The organism is Nesterenkonia sp. K-15-9-6, assembly GCF_052656005.1.
This window is the reverse complement of record NZ_JBQYEY010000009.1, coordinates 113,296-128,013: the sequence shown is the minus strand read 5'-3', so window position 1 is coordinate 128,013 and position 14,718 is coordinate 113,296. Positions and strand designations below refer to the sequence as shown.

Genomic DNA, 14,718 nt, shown 5'->3' with positions numbered 1-14,718 from the left:
TCGACTTCTATCCATCCACCGCCACGCCGACTCCGGCGCGCGTCCCAGCTTCTACACCCTCAAACGCGAAGAGCCCCTTTTTCGTGCACTGGGCGCAGAACACCGTCGAATCGGAATCTTAGCGACGCTCGAACAGTTCCAGCAGCTTCGAACGCACCGCCTCGTCAGGCTGATCCAGCAGACACTCATCGATCACCAGCAGCGAGCAAGTGGAGCACCCCCGCAATTACTTCGTCTGACCTGGGGTCTGCCCTTGGCCAGGGCCCTTGCCTCTTCGAGATCAGGCATCCGGATGCAGTGCGCGGAGCCGGTGCTGACAGTCGCTCGCCGCAGGGTTATGGAAACCCCGGTGTGGCGTTGCACTGAAACCCTACCGCGGACCGGGGGAGGCACGGACTGACTTGTCCAGGACTCAGACGAACGCCTCAAGCTCGGCAGAGAAAGGGGGGTCCATGCCACATCGGCTGACTGTCACAGTGGCCGCACCAACTGCACGCCTCGCAAGCCGCTCAAGTTGCTCACCGGACATTGCACGCAGCGTGGTCCTCATGTCACGACCACCGACCGACCTGAGCAGGCCGTCGATGAACGCAGCCATGAAGGTATCTCCCGCTCCGACAGTGTCGACGACAGGGACTGCAATACCCTCGACGGCCTGCCGCTCTCCTTCGGTGACAATAACCGCCCCCTGCTCTGCCCGAGTCACTACCACGATCCCTGGTCCCATCGCGGACCACTTCTCGGCAGCAACCATCGGATCCGAACCCGAGTAGAGGAACTCTAGGTCCTCCTCGCTGGTCTTGACGACATCGGAGAGTCTGACGAACGCCTCAACAGACTGGACCGCATCGGAGCGGTCACCGACGAGCCTCGGACGGATGTTCGGGTCATAGCTGACTGGAATCCGCCCAGACGCCTGTTCCACCAGTCTGCGCACCTGCTGAGCCCCGGGATTCTGCAGGGCAGCGAGGGAACCTACATGGAGGAATCCTCCCCAGCTCGGAATCTCTTCGATATCCCACTCGAAACTGAACTCGTACGATGCAGAACCCTCCTCATCGAGGACGGCAGTGGCGAGGGACGTCGGCGCGTGAGAAGGCCCGACATTCACGATATCGACGTTCGACTCTGCGAGCCAGCTGCACAAAAGAGCACCATACTCATCGGCACCCCACTGCGTCACGAAGCTGACCTCCCTCCCCAATCTCCCGAGCGCCACAGCTACGTTCGCCGGACTACCACCGGGAGCCGCATGCGTCGAACCATCGGGATATCTGACCACGTCGATGAGGGACTCGCCCACCACCAGAACCTCACTCATGCTGCACCCCACCGCATCATCTGTCATCGGTCAACCGCCTTCATCGGGGTGCCCTCTCAAGGGCCGGGGGAAGACTCACCGCAACTCCGGAGGGCTCGTTCTGATACCAGTAAGCGGTGCTGCAGACGTCATCGACCCTCTCGAACAGGCGGTGGCCGCGATCCCCGATCTGCTGAAGGGTGACGCGCAGTTCATCATGGAACCGAACCGGGTCGGGAAGGTGCCACCGATACATCCCGTGACTCGGAGGCATCGTTATATCGTACGGCGACGACTTTGTGGCATCTTCGACGATCCTCTGGTGGTACCCAAGATAGGCAGACGTGAACATCTGGCTCCGCGGCACAGGGTCGACCCCCAGATAAGACTGGAACCCCCACGCGCCTCCCACATAGTCCTCCAGTCCCGTTCCACAGATCGTCGGGTGAGTCTCGTCGCCGTCCAAATAGAACTTCACCTCGCCCTCTCCCCACCAAAAGCGGGACAGGGCAGTCACTCCGATGAAGGTTCCCACGTAAGAACCTGACCCCTTCACCCCGTCGAGGATGACGTGATCCTCGCCTGGGACTGTCGTGGCGTTCGATCGCCGCCACTGCGCGTGGAAGTATCCGTGGTCCGCAGGGAGAGCCTCGAGCGAATAATCGATCTGATAGAAGAAACCAGGCACAGGACCCTCGTGCTGGTTCACGACTTCGATTCGAGCCGACCTGCTGAACGGCATCGGCAGGTACCAGTTGAAGCCACCTGTCGGAGCCACGACCACGGCCGCCGAGTTCATAGTCGAAGGTTCCGCAAAGCCGGTCGCGAAGAAATCCCCAAACGGAACCTCCACTGCCGCCACGGGCGCGTCATCCCAGGTGATGCGAAGAACGAGATCCCGCAGCACGAAAGGACCAGCCTCTGTCTGGCGAGGAAGTGTGAACCACATGTGCCGGATCACCCCAGGACCGTCTATATCTGCCAGCACAGCTGTTTCACCTTCGGCCAGCGCAATGCATGGCCGCCCCTTCCTGCCCGGGCCGAGCCGGGAAGCCTGATGCGCCCCGCCCTTAGGAGCCCCTTGAGGATTCTCTGCCGTGATCGACCGACTCTTCGCCTCAGTCATGAGCGCGAATTCTGGCAATTGCGTGATGGACAACGGTAGACCTCCGATAGATGGACCGTGATAGCGGCATGAAAGGGTCACTTGACAGCCCCAGCGGTGACGCCTCGTGTCAGCGTGCGCTGGAAGAACAAGAAGAAGAGAAGTGTGGGAAGCAACGACATCAGTGACGCCGCAGCCAACTGCGTGACGTCCAGCGTGTTCTGGCCCTGGAGAGCCGCCAACGCGATGGGAATCGTCTGAGACGATGGCGTGATGAGCATGATCATCGGGATGAAGAATTCGTTCCAAGTCCAGACGAAGAAGAAAACCAAGAGCACCGCCATCGTGGGACGCATCACCGGAGCGACGACGCGAACCAGGATGGTCCAGCGATTCGCGCCGTCCATCCGCGCGGCTTCAATGAGCTCCTTGGGGAAAGTGCCCAGTACGGAACTGAGGATGTAGGTACCGAAGGCGGCATGCAACACGGTGAAAATGATGGTGACCGACCAAATGGAGTTCTGCAGCCCAACTGCCTGAGCCGCCGTGAACAACGGGTAGATCAGCGTCTCTTGGGGAAGGATCGTTGCGGTGAGCAGCAGAAAGACTACCCACATCCGAGCCTTGACCCTGCCGATGCCGATCGCGTAGGCAGCTAGCATCGCCAGCGCCACCGCACAGAACGAGGTCACGCCGCTGATCACCACCGAGTTCCACAGAAGCTGTGGGTAGTCAACGGTCTCAAGGTAACGCTGAAATGCGGAGAGAGTCCATTCCTCTGGCAGGCTCAGCGGTCCGTTCGCCGAATAGTCCGCGCCCGTCTTGAATGAATTCACCATCAAGAGATAGATCGGCATCAGCATCACCACGGCGATAGCTGCCGCAAGCAACAGCGCGAGCCACCGCTGAACTGCCAGTCTCGCCAGAAACGTCCTGCTGCCCCGAGGATGGACAGATGTCAGAGGGTGTACGGCGGCGCTCATTTGTCCTCCATCGATCGCGACTGCCAGTAGATCAGCCCACCAGCGATGAGGCCGATCACCACAGCCAGCGCTGTGGCTGATGCGGCGCCGTACCCCACACGAGACAGTTCGAAGAAATTCCGAAAGGAGAAGAGGGAAGGCACATAGGTCGAACTCTCAGGGCCGCCGCGAGTCAGGATCAAGATCGGCGCGAATACCTTCATCGCTGCGATCGTGGCCGTCAACACAACCACGTAGATATCGGAATGGATCTGGGGGACCGTGATCGAGAGGAACCGCCGGCCCCATCCCGCACCGTCAAGTTCAGCCGCCTCGTACAGCTCCGGATCCACCCGTTGCAGCGCCGACATGAAGATGACCACGGGATAACCGATCTGCAGCCAGATCAGCATGAGCATGATCGAGCGGAGAGCGATGTCCGGGTCACCCAGCCAGTCAGGAACTGCTTCCATACCCATTGATCTCAGGATGGAGTTCAGCGATCCATCCCGTGTCTCGAGGATCCAGCTCCACACAACTCCCGCGACTGCCACCGGCAGAATCTGCGGCACGTAGTAACACGCGCGGAGTACTGATGACGCTTGGGAGCCGAAGTGTCGCCCCAGGTAGTCGAAAAGCAAGGAGGCCAGCGCCAACCCGATACATGTGGGAATCACAGCGATCGCGATGATCAGATAGAAGGCATTGACGAAGGAACGCCAGAAGAGACTGTCATCCATCAGTTCCCGGTAGTTATCCATACCGACCCAGGTCCGAGCGGCTGCGCCACCCTGCCAGTCGAAGAAACTGTTATAGAAGTTCATCGCGAACGGCACAAAGACGATAAGGCCGAAGCCCACCAGAAGCGGCAGCAGATAGACCCAGTAGGAGATCTGCCTCGGTCCGCTCCCCCGACGGAGTGGTCTCTCCTGGATGGATGCGTTCTTCTCCGCTGCACGTTCCTCGAGCACATCCGTCATCACAAGCTCCCGCTGCCCGCGTCGTAAAACTCCTGGAGACTCTCCAGATATGCGTCACTGTCTGTGGTGCCGCTGGTCATCCCCTGCAGACCGCTCATCTGGAAGTCGAGGAGGCCCGGCACCGGGTAGTCCGGGTAGTAGGAGAGCCCTCCGCCTTCTTGGATCTCATCGAACTGCTGATTCATCTCACGCATGCGCTCGTCTTCGATGCTGTCTGTGTCGCCAGCGACGGGCAGACCCCCCAGCTCAGCAATCCTGTTCTGAACTTCCGGGGAGAGAGTGATCTCGATCCAGTCGTACGCAAGCTCTTTGGCCTCTGCATTTGCGGGAACCCCCCACAGGTGACCGGACGCGCCCGCGTTCATGTTGGACTCAGGGAAGGTGAACGTTCCCCAGTCGAAGTCAGCTTCCTCGTTGATTCGAGTGAAGGCCCACGTCCCATTAGCCATGAACGGGAACTCGCCGGCGATGAAGGCCCGTTCCATCTGGTCGCCATCGACGCCAGAGAGCTGCGAACCCAGATAGCCGGCTTCGAGCCACTCTTCGAGCTTCTCTGTGCCTTCCCGGAAGGCTCCTCCCGTGAGGTCGGGATCACCCCTGAGGAACATGAAGTCTTCGATCTCTTCACGCTCGGCTACGCCGGAGATCAGCTGCCACCAGGTCTGGAGCACCGCGTGCTGACCGGCGTTGCTTGAGACTGGAGTGATGTCGTCTTCCAGGAAAGCGTCGAATATCGCCTCGAGCTCGTCCATGGACTTAGGCGGCGAGTCGAAGCCCTTCTCCGCCAGCATGTCTGCGTTATAGAAGAAGGTGAAGTAAGAGGCGACATTCGGCACCCCGTACCAATCACCGGATCCCGCATGGCCGTTCTCGTCGTACACGGCAAGCGATCGCACGGACCCCGTGACCAGATCGTCCAGCCCACGCTCTTCGACGATCTGGGTGAGTGGATCGATCAGACCCTGAGCCGCCAACTGTCCGCCATCTGCGTTTCCAGTGTTGAACAGCATCACATCCGGCACATCGTCGCCGGTGAGCAGGATCCGAGCGTTGGATCGGATGGCATCGAAGCTCGAGCTGGAGAACTCCACCTCAACGTCCGGATGCTTCTCTTCGAACAGCTCAACGGCATACTGCCATGCCTGATATTGAGCTGTTGACGTCGTTTCGTACTGAAGGATGGTAAATGTCTCGCGCTGCTCACCACCCCCGCATCCTGCGGCTGCGGCAGTCAGTCCGACGGTAAGTGTCGCAGCGGCGACGCCGCGCGTGATGCCCCTCATAATGCCCTCCAAGTCGTCTGATTCTGTGACGGAACCCCTTGCCACTAGGCGAGGTAACGTTATCTTTGTCACAGTGAAGGTAACGTTACCTCTACTGCCCCAGCTTGTCCACCCTCGGATTCGTTGCCTTATGATGTTCGTCAACATCACCAATCGGCAGGATCTATGGCCACGATCAAAGAAGTCGCACAGCTCGCGGGCGTCAGCCCCATGACGGCTTCTCGTGTGGTCAACGGCAAAGGCAACGTCAGGCCGGACCTGAAAGCTCGAGTACTCAAGGCCGTCGAGAGCCTGAACTACACCCGAAACTACGCCGCCGCTACACTGCGTCAACGCTCCCAGCCGACCTGGACCATCGGGCTCGTCATCGAGAACGTCGCCAACCCATACCTGGCTCAGCTTCACCGAGAGATCGAAGACACCGTCCGAGCCGAAGGATCCTTCGTCTTGGCCTGCAGCACAGATGAAGACCGGCAACAGGTACTGCGCCTCGTCCATGAGCTCCGCGCACGAGACATCGACGGCCTGATCATCGCGCCCCCACCGGGGGAACAGACTTACCTGGCGACCACGCCGCCCATTCCCACAGTTCTGGTGGACCGCCCTGCTGTTGGCGTGAGCCTGCCTTCAGTCGCCACCGACGGCAGGAAGGGAACACGAGAGGCAGTCGAGCACCTGATTGCTCATGGCCACCAACGCATCGCGTACCTCACTGATCTCAGGTCCGCAACCATGCAGGCACGACACCAGGGCTTCATCGAAGGCCTCCTGCACAACGGCATCCAGCCCCACGAGGACATCGTACTGACAGACATCGCAACCTCCCACGACGCTCGGAAGGCGGTTCACTCACTCTTAGGAAGCTCGGACCCACCTACTGCAATTGTCACCGGCCGAGACGGAACCACCATCGGCGCGACCCGCGGGCTTCACGAGCACAGAGCACACTTCGACGTCGCTCTCGTCGGGTTCGACGATGTCGCCACAGCAGACCTCATCGAGCCTGGCATTTCCGTGGTAGCCCAAGATCCACGCCGCGTCGGCGGTCAAGCCGCCCAGCTCCTCCTGGCCCAGCTGGCGGATCCTGACCAGCCTACGGAGAGCCGATTGATCCCCACACGGCTCATCGAACGCGGGTCAGGAGAGATTCTCGGGCCGTTCGCGCCCTAAGCCTCGCGTCACCGAGGCGCGGGGGTGTTCAACGGCTGAGGTGAGGCAGAGATGACCCTCTGACTCCTGTCAAGTCGTTGTACGGTCGGCAGATCGGGCCGGCAGAGGAACCCCGTCGTCGTCATGTATCGCCGTGTCCCTCATCGTGGCGCAGGATGAGCTGGGCGCCCAGTCGGGTCGTCCGTACCGGACTGGTGTCGTTGCGCATGCGCCGAAGGAGCATACGAGTCGCTTCGTCCCCGAGGGCGCCGGCATCCTGTGCTATGGCGTTGACCCCGCCGTGCAGTACGTCAGCGAGGGGGAAGTCGTCGAACGCGATGAACGTTGCTGATCCTGTGAAGAAGCCGGCGTGGATCATGCTTAGTGTAGTGAGGGAGTTCGCCGAGACGTGGGCGGTCGGCGGCTGTCGCAGCTGCCTGAGCCAGGCCAGGTGATTTCGGATCCGAGAGTCGTCCGGGCTGTGCTGGTAGATCAAGTCTTTGTCGAAGGGGATATCTGCTTCCTCGAGCGCTTTCCTATAGCCGGCTAGGCGCTCTTGTTGCGTGAACACGCCTACATCGTCGCCGAGGTAGGCGATGCGCGTGTGCCCTCGCATCAGAAGATGGCGCACGGCCCAGGCCATCGCTCCAACGTTGTCACTCAGGGCGAGGTCCGACTCGAAGTCCCGCGCCGGTCGGTCCAAGCAGACAACCGCAATACCGCGCGGCAGACTATGCAGATAGGCCTTGGATCCCATCGTCGGGCTGAGGATGATGCCGTCGGCGTAGCCAGAAGCGAGGGACTCGATCGTCGTCCGCTCTCGCAGCGGGTCTCCGAACGTCGACGCGACGATGACGACGTACTGATCGGCAGCCGCACGCTCGATGCTCCCGGCGATCTGTGCCTCGAACGGCTCAGAGATGTCTTCACAGACGAAGGCAATCGCTCCGGTCGTAGAGCGCCGCAGCCCTTGTGCGGCGGGGTTCGGTCGGTAGTTGAGTTCGGCGATAGCCTCCGTCACTCGGGAGCGAGTCTCGTCCGTGACATAACGCTCGTGATTGAGCACCCGCGACACCGTCTTGACGCTCACACCCGCAACGCGGGCCACGTCGCGGATCGTCGCTCGTTCCATGAGGCACCTTTCGGGGATAAGCACGGTCGGCAGTTATGACAACGATATCAGACGCGGAGGCATGGGCAGGGAGGTCTTCCAGGAAGGGCACTCGAGACGCAGAACATTGAAATTCCGGTACCTTCGGGTGCTGGAGCGTCGTACCTTGAGTGGACAAGAGCATCTCCAACGTCGGTCGCGCAGAGCCAATTTCTGACATCGTCGTCATAGAGAGAGGACATAGTCCATGGAGCGTCGTACGTTCCTGACCGCCGCCGGCCTCGCCGGCCTCACACTCAGCGCCTGCTCCGGTCCACCCGAATCCTTGCCGAGCGAATCACACGCACTGCAGTTCTTCAACGACGCAGCAGCCTGGGGTCCCGGATACACCGCCGCGGGCCAAGAACTCTCCAAGAAGACGGGGTGGTCAATCGATCCGCAGACCATCCCGGACGCATCCGCTTACGAGCAGGTAATCCGCTCGCTGCTCCAGACCCGCAATCCCCCCGACCTCATCAAGTGGGGGAGCGGGTACCGGACGAAGGACCTCGCGCGTACTGGCGGGATCGCCGATGTCACCAGCGCCTGGGACGCGTCCGTGCAGTTGGGCTGGTTGGATGACTCGCTGCGTTCCGCGTTCACCTACGAGGAGGGCGTCTATGGACTTCCACTTATCCAGGGCTTCTACGTGATGTTCTACAACGTCGCTCTGTTCGACAGGCTCGGCATCTCGGCCCCGAAGACCTGGGACGAGTTCATCAACCTCTGCGATACGCTGCAGGATGCGGGCGTCACGCCGATCGGAACCACCCAGGTGAACATCTGGCCCGTGGCCAATTGGTTCAGCATGCTCGCCACGGCATACGACGCGGACTGGTTCACGCGCGTGTGCGCGAATGAGGCGACTTTCCTCGATGACGAAGCTCGAGGAATGATGCAACTCTGGCAGGAGATGATCCGCTGGGGATATCACACGTCACCGGACACCGACAGCGGCAACTTCGCCGGCATGCTCCAATCAGAGACAGTGGGCATGTGGCCCTCGGCGGTCAGCTGGAGCACGCAGAGCCTCCAGAACATCGGCATGAAGTCCGGCGACGACTACGATGCATTCATCCTGCCTCCATACTCCGGCAAGGAGAAAGCGGTCGTGACCGAGGTCGCAGGCCTCGTCGTGCCAGCCCGCTCGCAGAACGTCGATGAGGTCGTAGAGGTCATGGCGTCGTGGCTAGATCCCGACGTCCAACAGCCGTGGTCCGATTTCCTCTCCGGGTCATCCGCCAACCCGAAGGTCCCATGGACCGATCCGATCAGCCAGCGCCTACAGTCGCAGATCCGCGATGAGAATATCACCGTGGTGAATCGCTATTGGGAGGGTTCGCCGACAGCACTGGTCGTCGGCGTCACCCAGGATCTCGGCGGGTTCATGGCGGACCCCAGCCATCCACAGCGCGTACTGGAATCGCTGCAGCAGAAGGCCGTGTCCGAATGGTCGTACTGGGTGGAGGCGACGCGATGAGCAACAAGACGACGACCATCGTCACGAAGAACGACTCCGCATACAGGCCTGTCGCGACGGATTCCGTGGCCACGGTAAGCCTGGCGCGGATACGTCGGCGCGGTTGCATCACGCGTGGGCGACCACGATTGCTGTTCCTGCTTCCCGCGGTCGTGCTGATCTTCGGGCTGGGCCTGCTTCCGTTCTCTGCCACGGTCTGGCGGAGCCTCTTCGACGACGCCGTGGTGGACCCCCAGTTCAACTGGTTCGCCTCTTACGGACGCCTCATATCGGACCCAGTAATCGTGCGATCCCTGGTAAATACCTTCCTGTGGCTCATCGGCACGGTGAGCATCCCCGTCGGCCTTGGGCTGGCTATCGCTACGGTCACGAACTCGCTGAACTGGGGCAAGTGGGCCCGGCTCGCGATCGTACTTCCATATGCGCTCTCCGGAACGGCGGTCGCCGTGGTGTGGAGCTTCATGCTGCAGGACTCCGGAGCTGTGAACTCATTCCTGCGTGGCATCGGGCTCTCGGGCCTGGCGCATCCGTGGTTGTTGGAATGGCCGGGCAACACACTCGTGCTGATCCTCGCCAACTCGTGGCAGGCAACGGGTGTCGCCGTCATCCTCTACCTAGTGGGCCTGCAGGGAATCCCGGAGGAGACGATCGAGGCCTCATCACTGGACGGCGTCTCCGGCTTCAAACGCTTTCAACATATCGTTTTTCCACAATTGCGCGCTACTTCTGCGGTGGTGATGGGCATCAGCCTGGCGAACGGGCTGAAGTCCTTCGACCTGATCTGGGTGCTCACCAGTGGAGGTCCCGGCCGTGCGACCGAAACGCTGGCCGTATCCATGTACTGGCAGAGCTTCGTGCTGCAACGACCGGGATCCGGGGCTGCCATCGCGGTCGTGCTGACAATCGTCGTCGTCGCAGTTTCCGTCGCCTACCTGCGCAAGCAACTGAAGCAGGACTGAGGAACCATCATGACTAATGCACTGCGTTCACCAACAACCACCGGACGGCGTCAGTCAACCGTGCTGCGCTCCGCCTTCGTCATCTTCCTGGCGGTCCTCTGGTTCGTCCCCACGTACCTGATCATCGTCAACGCGTTCACCTCCAACGTCAACTACACCGGCGAAGTTGCCTGGTTCCCGCGCAGCTTCGCCCTGTTCGAGAACATTCAGGCGGCTTGGCTAACCGTCGACCTCGGCCCGGCACTGCTCAACTCGCTGCTGTACGCCGTCGTCGCGGGCGCGCTCGCCGTCCTCGTCGCCGCCCTTGCCGGGTTCGCGGTGTCCGCGATTCCCGGAGGATGGCGCACCTTCTGGTTCTGGGTGATCTATTCCGGGGCCCTGTTTCCGGCGCAGGCCTTCCTGGGGCCGCTGTTCACCGGGTACGCGGAGACAGGCCTGTACGACACCCGGTGGGGGCTGTTCCTCATCTACACCGCCACCTGCGTGCCGTTCTCCTTCTTCATCATGCGCAATCACATGCTGTCGATACCGCCGGAGGTCAACGAAGCCGCTCAGCTGGATGGCGCCAACTGGTGGACTGTGTTCACCCGCTTCTACCTTCCGCTGTCGAAGTCGGCACTGGCAGCCGCGTTCATCTTCCAGTTTGTCTGGGTGTGGAACGAATTGCTATTCGGGATCACGCTCAGCTACTCCGAGGAGATCCGCCCAGTGATGGCGGCCCTCGCAGGACTCCAGTCAAACTACGGAACGGTAGGCCCTCCGATCGTCCTTGCCGGTGCGCTGTTCGTCTCGCTGCCAACCGTCATGGTGTTCCTGCTGTTCCAGCGGGTATTCGCCTCCACCCTGGGTGGAGCGAAGCTCTGACGATCAGCGTCCGCCCGCTTACCTTATCTCAACCCAAAGGAGAACCAATGCCCGATGTCTACTACCAGCATCCGAACACGTGGTTCGGCGACTGCATGCCGATCTTTCACGACGGCGCCTTCTACCTCTTCCACCAGCGCGATCTCCGCAACCCAGGCCCACTGCCCGATTGTGAGCCGTTCGGCTGGGCACTCGCCCGCACAACCGATTTCGTCAACTACGAGGACCTCGGCGACGCGATCATCCCCGGCGGTGACCATGACCAAGATCAGTTCATCTACGCCGGCTCGGTGCTCCGATCAGGCGAGAAGTTCGTCGCGATGTACACCGGCTACAACCGCGACCACTTCGAGGCTGAGGGCAAACCGTCCCAGGTGCTGATGATCGCCGAAAGTGACGATCTCATCCACTGGAGGAAGACCGACACGACCGTCGTCGTGCCGCAGGAGGGGTACGATCCCGACGACTGGCGCGACCCATGGGTAATCCATGACGCGGAGCACGACCAGTACCTCATGGTCCTTGGCACCCGCAAGGCTGGCGCTAAGACCCTGCCGACCGGACGTACCGTCGCCTTCACTTCCACGGATCTGGAACACTGGGACTTCCAGGGCGACTTCTGGGCACCGGACCTCTACACAATGCACGAGATGCCCGACCTGTTCCGCGAGGGCGACTGGTGGTACCACCTGGTTACCGAGTATTCGGAGAGTTCCAAGACGATCTACCGCCGGGCGAGGTCTCTAGACGGACCTTGGGAGGCAGGGGTCGATGACGCTTTCGATGGGCGCGCCTACTACGCGGCACGGTCTGTCTCGGACGGCCAGCACCGCTATCTCGTCGGCTGGGTCCCGACTCGATGGGACGACGACGACACCAAGGCCTGGCAATGGGGAGGCACCCTGGTTGTCCACGAGATCGTGCAGCGCCCGGATGGCATGCTCGGCACAAAGATCCCGGATCAGGTTCGTGCCCACCTCGAAGGGCGTACAGTCACATCGGTACCGGGCTTCGCGCTGGAGCGGCGCGATGGGCTGGCTGAGCGTGTCGTCGCATCCGAACTGCCGCAGCCGGCGCTCCTCACGACCACGCTGAAAGTCGAGCCGGACACTCACGCGGTCAGCATCCGGTTCGGGGAGGACCCCGCGACGCAGGTGGGCTACCAGTTCCTGTTGCGCATTGCCGAAGGCCGCTTTGAGTTCGACAAGCGCCCGAACTGGCCGTGGGGGCAGTTCGACAACCGCGACCTCGACCGGCCGCTGTTTATCGGAGACGGTGAAGAGCACACCGTAGCGCTTGTCATCGATGGCGATATTGCGACGCTGTACGTCGACGATGTCGCTCTCAACGTTCGCTTCAATGCGCCAGCAGGCACGCAGGTCGCGATCGATGTCGTCGACGGGAGGGTCGCGGTCGGCGAGGTCGTGATCTCCACGGTCTCCTGACACTTGGTGGACAGAAGGGACGCTCCGGGAATCAGACCCCGGTGAGCTCGACGAGGCGGGGCGGGTCTGCGCCGGGACGGGATACAGTGACGGCGGCCGCCGTCGAGACGAACTCGAGGATCTGCTCCAGGACGTCGCCTTCCATCAAGTCGAGGTTCGCCCGCCCCTTGCTGTCGACGCAGCCCTCGGCCGCCAGGCCGTGGATGAGCGCGCCCATGAAGGTGTCGCCGGCACCGACGGTATCGATCACCTGCACGGTCTTACCGGAGACACGGCTGACTCCGGCCGCCGTGACCGCAGTGCGTCCCTCCCCGCCCAGCGTGACGATGACGATCGCGGGGCCGGTTGCGCGCCACGCCGCAGCGACCTCGAGCGGGTTACGGTCGGGGTAGAGCCAGCGCAGGTCCTCGTCGCTCGTTTTCACGACATCGGCGATGCAGACGAGCTCCTCAACGGTGCACCGGGCTTCGTCTACGTCGGGCAGCACTGCTGGCCGCACGTCGGGGTCGTACGTAAGCAGCGCACGACCGTGCACTGATTCGAGGTTGCGTCGAACTACGTCTGCTCCCGGGGATAGGAAAGCGGCGATTGACCCGGTATGCACGATGCCCGGGCGTGTGGGGAGCAGATCCTCCGGGAGGCTCCAGAGGATATCGAAATCTTAGGTCGCAGAGCCGCCGGTGGCGAGGAGAGCAGTCGCGGTCGCAGTACGACAGACCTCTTGCGCCTGCACGCGCACGTGGGATCCGGTGAACCAGGTCCGGATCCGGGCCCCGTGCGCGTCGGCGCCGAGAGCGCTCACGAGTTGCGGCGCGTCGCCGAGCCGGCCGAGCGTCAACGCCACGTTCGCCGGGCTGCCGCCGGGGCTCTCGTCGACCGTCCCGTCGATGCGGTGCACGATGTCAATCAGCGCCTCCCCGATGATGAGAATCTCGGCTGGTCACGTGACCGGCGAGGAGCCGGGAGTTTCAAGCGTGCTCATTCGATTCTCCTACGCGGAGCGATGTCGGGAGATCGGGCTCAGGTGCGGACCTCCGCAACAGGCTACCGGACGGAACAGCCCATACGGACCGGGGTCGAGCATACCGCTCGGCTCCGGACTGACCCTGCCCGCAAGTCGTGGACACGGTCTTAGCCTCGATTCACCGGTGTGCGGGGGTGTTCAACGGCAGCGGTGAGGCAGAGATGGCTCTCTGATCGGGAATATGAGTAGCGGTCATCGTGGTGATGTCCTTTCGAGTTAGGTTATAGGAGATTCCTCGAAGGGGCCACCCGATGGCCGCGCCCACGTCTACGACGAAGACGGTCACGACCCTCGGGACGGTTACACCACTCTATGGGGCACTACTTCGGCGGCGGGGCTGGTCCCGATGCTGCGCCCGTCCCGGTCCGCAGGGGTCCAGCGGTTCGCGCAGTCACGTCTGAGCATCCCGACAGACAAGGGCACGCACGCCGGGGCGAACGTGGTGGCGCTGGTGACGCCGATGCTGGCCAGGACGGACTCAATCGAGGACATGAACGTTCTGCGTCATGGCGGGATGGATCGGTTGTTCGATCGCGCGACCCCCGTCACACTCAGACGCATCGGTGTATCGAGGCTAGGGAGCGCTCAGCCTCTGCGGCAGCGCGGCTGCTCGACCATCTTCAGGATCACGTCGTGAAGGTCCCCGATGACGCCGAAGTCGCCGATCTCGAATACCGGGCCCCTCATCCTTGTTGACGGCCACGATGACGTCGGCGGTCTGCATGCCAGCCTTGTGCTGGATAGCCCCGGAGATGTCTCGAGAGATGTACAGCTGCAGGGAGACCGTCACACCGGTCTGGCCGATCTGGGCGGAGTGGTCGATCCAGCCTACGTCTGTGGCGGCTCGGGAGCCCCCGATCGCGGGGCTGAGCCTGTCGGTGAGCCCCTCCAGCATGCCGAAGTCACCCTCGACGCGGCGGACGCCGGCAGGAACCGACTTGGTGTCCACCAGCGCGACATCGGGAGCGCTCATGGCGCCGTCGCCCATGGAGCAGCCCAGGGTGATGAGCTCACGCT

14 protein-coding genes and 1 pseudogene are annotated in these 14,718 nt (G+C 62.1%); 6 read left to right on the top strand and 9 right to left on the bottom strand.

Annotation, left to right across the window (positions count from 1 at the left end; genetic code table 11):
- Positions 1 to 412: 412 nt before the first annotated feature.
- The 5 genes from SD455_RS07865 to SD455_RS07845 all read right to left on the bottom strand — a co-directional run bounded on the left by SD455_RS07865 (position 413) and on the right by SD455_RS07845 (position 5,777).
- The gene (locus SD455_RS07865) at positions 413 to 1,348 is read right to left on the bottom strand and encodes a carbohydrate kinase family protein (RefSeq protein WP_445507752.1); all 936 of its coding nucleotides are present in this window, start codon (positions 1,346 to 1,348) and stop codon (positions 413 to 415) included.
- Positions 1,349 to 1,361: 13 nt separating this feature from the next.
- Entirely contained in the window at positions 1,362 to 2,426 is a 1,065-nt protein-coding gene (locus SD455_RS07860; protein WP_445507751.1) for a glycoside hydrolase family 172 protein, read from the bottom strand.
- Between the two features lie 77 nt (positions 2,427 to 2,503).
- On the bottom strand, positions 2,504 to 3,388 hold the full coding sequence (locus SD455_RS07855) for a carbohydrate ABC transporter permease (RefSeq protein WP_445507750.1): 885 nt from the start codon (positions 3,386 to 3,388) through the stop codon (positions 2,504 to 2,506).
- Positions 3,385 to 4,347: a carbohydrate ABC transporter permease gene (locus SD455_RS07850; protein ID WP_445507749.1), complete on the bottom strand. Its 963-nt coding sequence runs from the start codon at positions 4,345 to 4,347 to the stop codon at positions 3,385 to 3,387. The genes SD455_RS07855 and SD455_RS07850 overlap by 4 nt, the downstream gene beginning before the upstream one ends.
- Complete coding sequence (locus tag SD455_RS07845) at positions 4,347 to 5,777, bottom strand: ABC transporter substrate-binding protein (protein WP_445507760.1); 1,431 nt, start codon at positions 5,775 to 5,777, stop codon at positions 4,347 to 4,349. Before SD455_RS07845 ends, SD455_RS07850 begins: the two co-directional genes overlap by 1 nt.
- Before the next feature lie 18 nt (positions 5,778 to 5,795).
- On the opposite strand from SD455_RS07845, the gene SD455_RS07840 reads away from it, so the two are divergent.
- Complete coding sequence (locus tag SD455_RS07840; RefSeq protein WP_445507748.1) at positions 5,796 to 6,800, top strand: LacI family DNA-binding transcriptional regulator; 1,005 nt, start codon at positions 5,796 to 5,798, stop codon at positions 6,798 to 6,800.
- Positions 6,801 to 6,921: 121 nt separating this feature from the next.
- Here SD455_RS07840 and SD455_RS07835 read toward each other — a convergent pair whose 3' ends face one another.
- Complete coding sequence (locus SD455_RS07835; RefSeq protein WP_445507747.1) at positions 6,922 to 7,911, bottom strand: LacI family DNA-binding transcriptional regulator; 990 nt, start codon at positions 7,909 to 7,911, stop codon at positions 6,922 to 6,924.
- Between the two features lie 226 nt (positions 7,912 to 8,137).
- Here SD455_RS07835 and SD455_RS07830 point away from each other — a divergent pair, with 226 nt between their 5' ends.
- Genes SD455_RS07830 through SD455_RS07815 form a run of 4 tightly spaced genes read left to right on the top strand, consistent with a single transcriptional unit; the run spans position 8,138 to position 12,677 of the window.
- Positions 8,138 to 9,409, top strand: a complete 1,272-nt coding sequence (locus SD455_RS07830) for an ABC transporter substrate-binding protein (protein ID WP_445507746.1) — start codon at positions 8,138 to 8,140, stop codon at positions 9,407 to 9,409.
- The gene (locus tag SD455_RS07825; protein ID WP_445507745.1) at positions 9,406 to 10,368 is read left to right on the top strand and encodes a carbohydrate ABC transporter permease; all 963 of its coding nucleotides are present in this window, start codon (positions 9,406 to 9,408) and stop codon (positions 10,366 to 10,368) included. Before SD455_RS07830 ends, SD455_RS07825 begins: the two co-directional genes overlap by 4 nt.
- Before the next feature lie 9 nt (positions 10,369 to 10,377).
- The gene (locus SD455_RS07820) at positions 10,378 to 11,232 is read left to right on the top strand and encodes a carbohydrate ABC transporter permease (RefSeq protein ID WP_445507744.1); all 855 of its coding nucleotides are present in this window, start codon (positions 10,378 to 10,380) and stop codon (positions 11,230 to 11,232) included.
- A gap of 47 nt (positions 11,233 to 11,279) precedes the next feature.
- Entirely contained in the window at positions 11,280 to 12,677 is a 1,398-nt protein-coding gene (locus SD455_RS07815) for a glycosyl hydrolase family 32 (protein WP_445507743.1), read from the top strand.
- A gap of 31 nt (positions 12,678 to 12,708) precedes the next feature.
- Here the strand turns inward: SD455_RS07815 and SD455_RS07810 are convergent, their stop codons facing one another.
- Both SD455_RS07810 and SD455_RS07805 read right to left on the bottom strand, forming a co-directional pair.
- Positions 12,709 to 13,176, bottom strand: a complete 468-nt coding sequence (locus tag SD455_RS07810) for a PfkB family carbohydrate kinase (protein ID WP_445507742.1) — start codon at positions 13,174 to 13,176, stop codon at positions 12,709 to 12,711.
- 162 nt (positions 13,177 to 13,338) lie between these two features.
- The gene (locus tag SD455_RS07805) at positions 13,339 to 13,599 is read right to left on the bottom strand and encodes a PfkB family carbohydrate kinase (RefSeq protein WP_445507759.1); all 261 of its coding nucleotides are present in this window, start codon (positions 13,597 to 13,599) and stop codon (positions 13,339 to 13,341) included.
- Between the two features lie 427 nt (positions 13,600 to 14,026).
- Here SD455_RS07805 and SD455_RS07800 point away from each other — a divergent pair.
- Positions 14,027 to 14,254: pseudogene (locus tag SD455_RS07800) on the top strand (IS1380 family transposase); the annotation flags it as partial.
- A 21-nt stretch (positions 14,255 to 14,275) separates the two neighbouring features.
- Here the strand turns inward: SD455_RS07800 and SD455_RS07795 are convergent.
- A complete protein-coding gene (locus SD455_RS07795; protein WP_445507741.1) occupies positions 14,276 to 14,674 on the bottom strand; it encodes an FAD-binding protein in 399 nt (132 codons plus the stop codon).
- Positions 14,675 to 14,718: the final 44 nt, after the last annotated feature.

Excerpts from the sequence above, each read along its gene's own strand:
- SD455_RS07865 (WP_445507752.1), bottom strand. The coding sequence starts at position 1,348 with ATGACAGATGATGCGGTGGGGTGCAGCATGAGTGAGGTTCTGGTGGTG.
- SD455_RS07860 (WP_445507751.1), bottom strand. The coding sequence starts at position 2,426 with ATGACTGAGGCGAAGAGTCGGTCGATCACGGCAGAGAATCCTCAAGGG.
- SD455_RS07855 (WP_445507750.1), bottom strand. The coding sequence starts at position 3,388 with ATGAGCGCCGCCGTACACCCTCTGACATCTGTCCATCCTCGGGGCAGC.
- SD455_RS07850 (WP_445507749.1), bottom strand. The coding sequence starts at position 4,347 with ATGACGGATGTGCTCGAGGAACGTGCAGCGGAGAAGAACGCATCCATC.
- SD455_RS07845 (WP_445507760.1), bottom strand. The coding sequence starts at position 5,777 with ATGTTGACGAACATCATAAGGCAACGAATCCGAGGGTGGACAAGCTGG.
- SD455_RS07840 (WP_445507748.1), top strand. The coding sequence starts at position 5,796 with ATGGCCACGATCAAAGAAGTCGCACAGCTCGCGGGCGTCAGCCCCATG.
- SD455_RS07835 (WP_445507747.1), bottom strand. The coding sequence starts at position 7,911 with ATGGAACGAGCGACGATCCGCGACGTGGCCCGCGTTGCGGGTGTGAGC.
- SD455_RS07830 (WP_445507746.1), top strand. The coding sequence starts at position 8,138 with ATGGAGCGTCGTACGTTCCTGACCGCCGCCGGCCTCGCCGGCCTCACA.
- SD455_RS07825 (WP_445507745.1), top strand. The coding sequence starts at position 9,406 with ATGAGCAACAAGACGACGACCATCGTCACGAAGAACGACTCCGCATAC.
- SD455_RS07820 (WP_445507744.1), top strand. The coding sequence starts at position 10,378 with ATGACTAATGCACTGCGTTCACCAACAACCACCGGACGGCGTCAGTCA.
- SD455_RS07815 (WP_445507743.1), top strand. The coding sequence starts at position 11,280 with ATGCCCGATGTCTACTACCAGCATCCGAACACGTGGTTCGGCGACTGC.
- SD455_RS07795 (WP_445507741.1), bottom strand. The coding sequence starts at position 14,674 with ATGAGCGCTCCCGATGTCGCGCTGGTGGACACCAAGTCGGTTCCTGCC.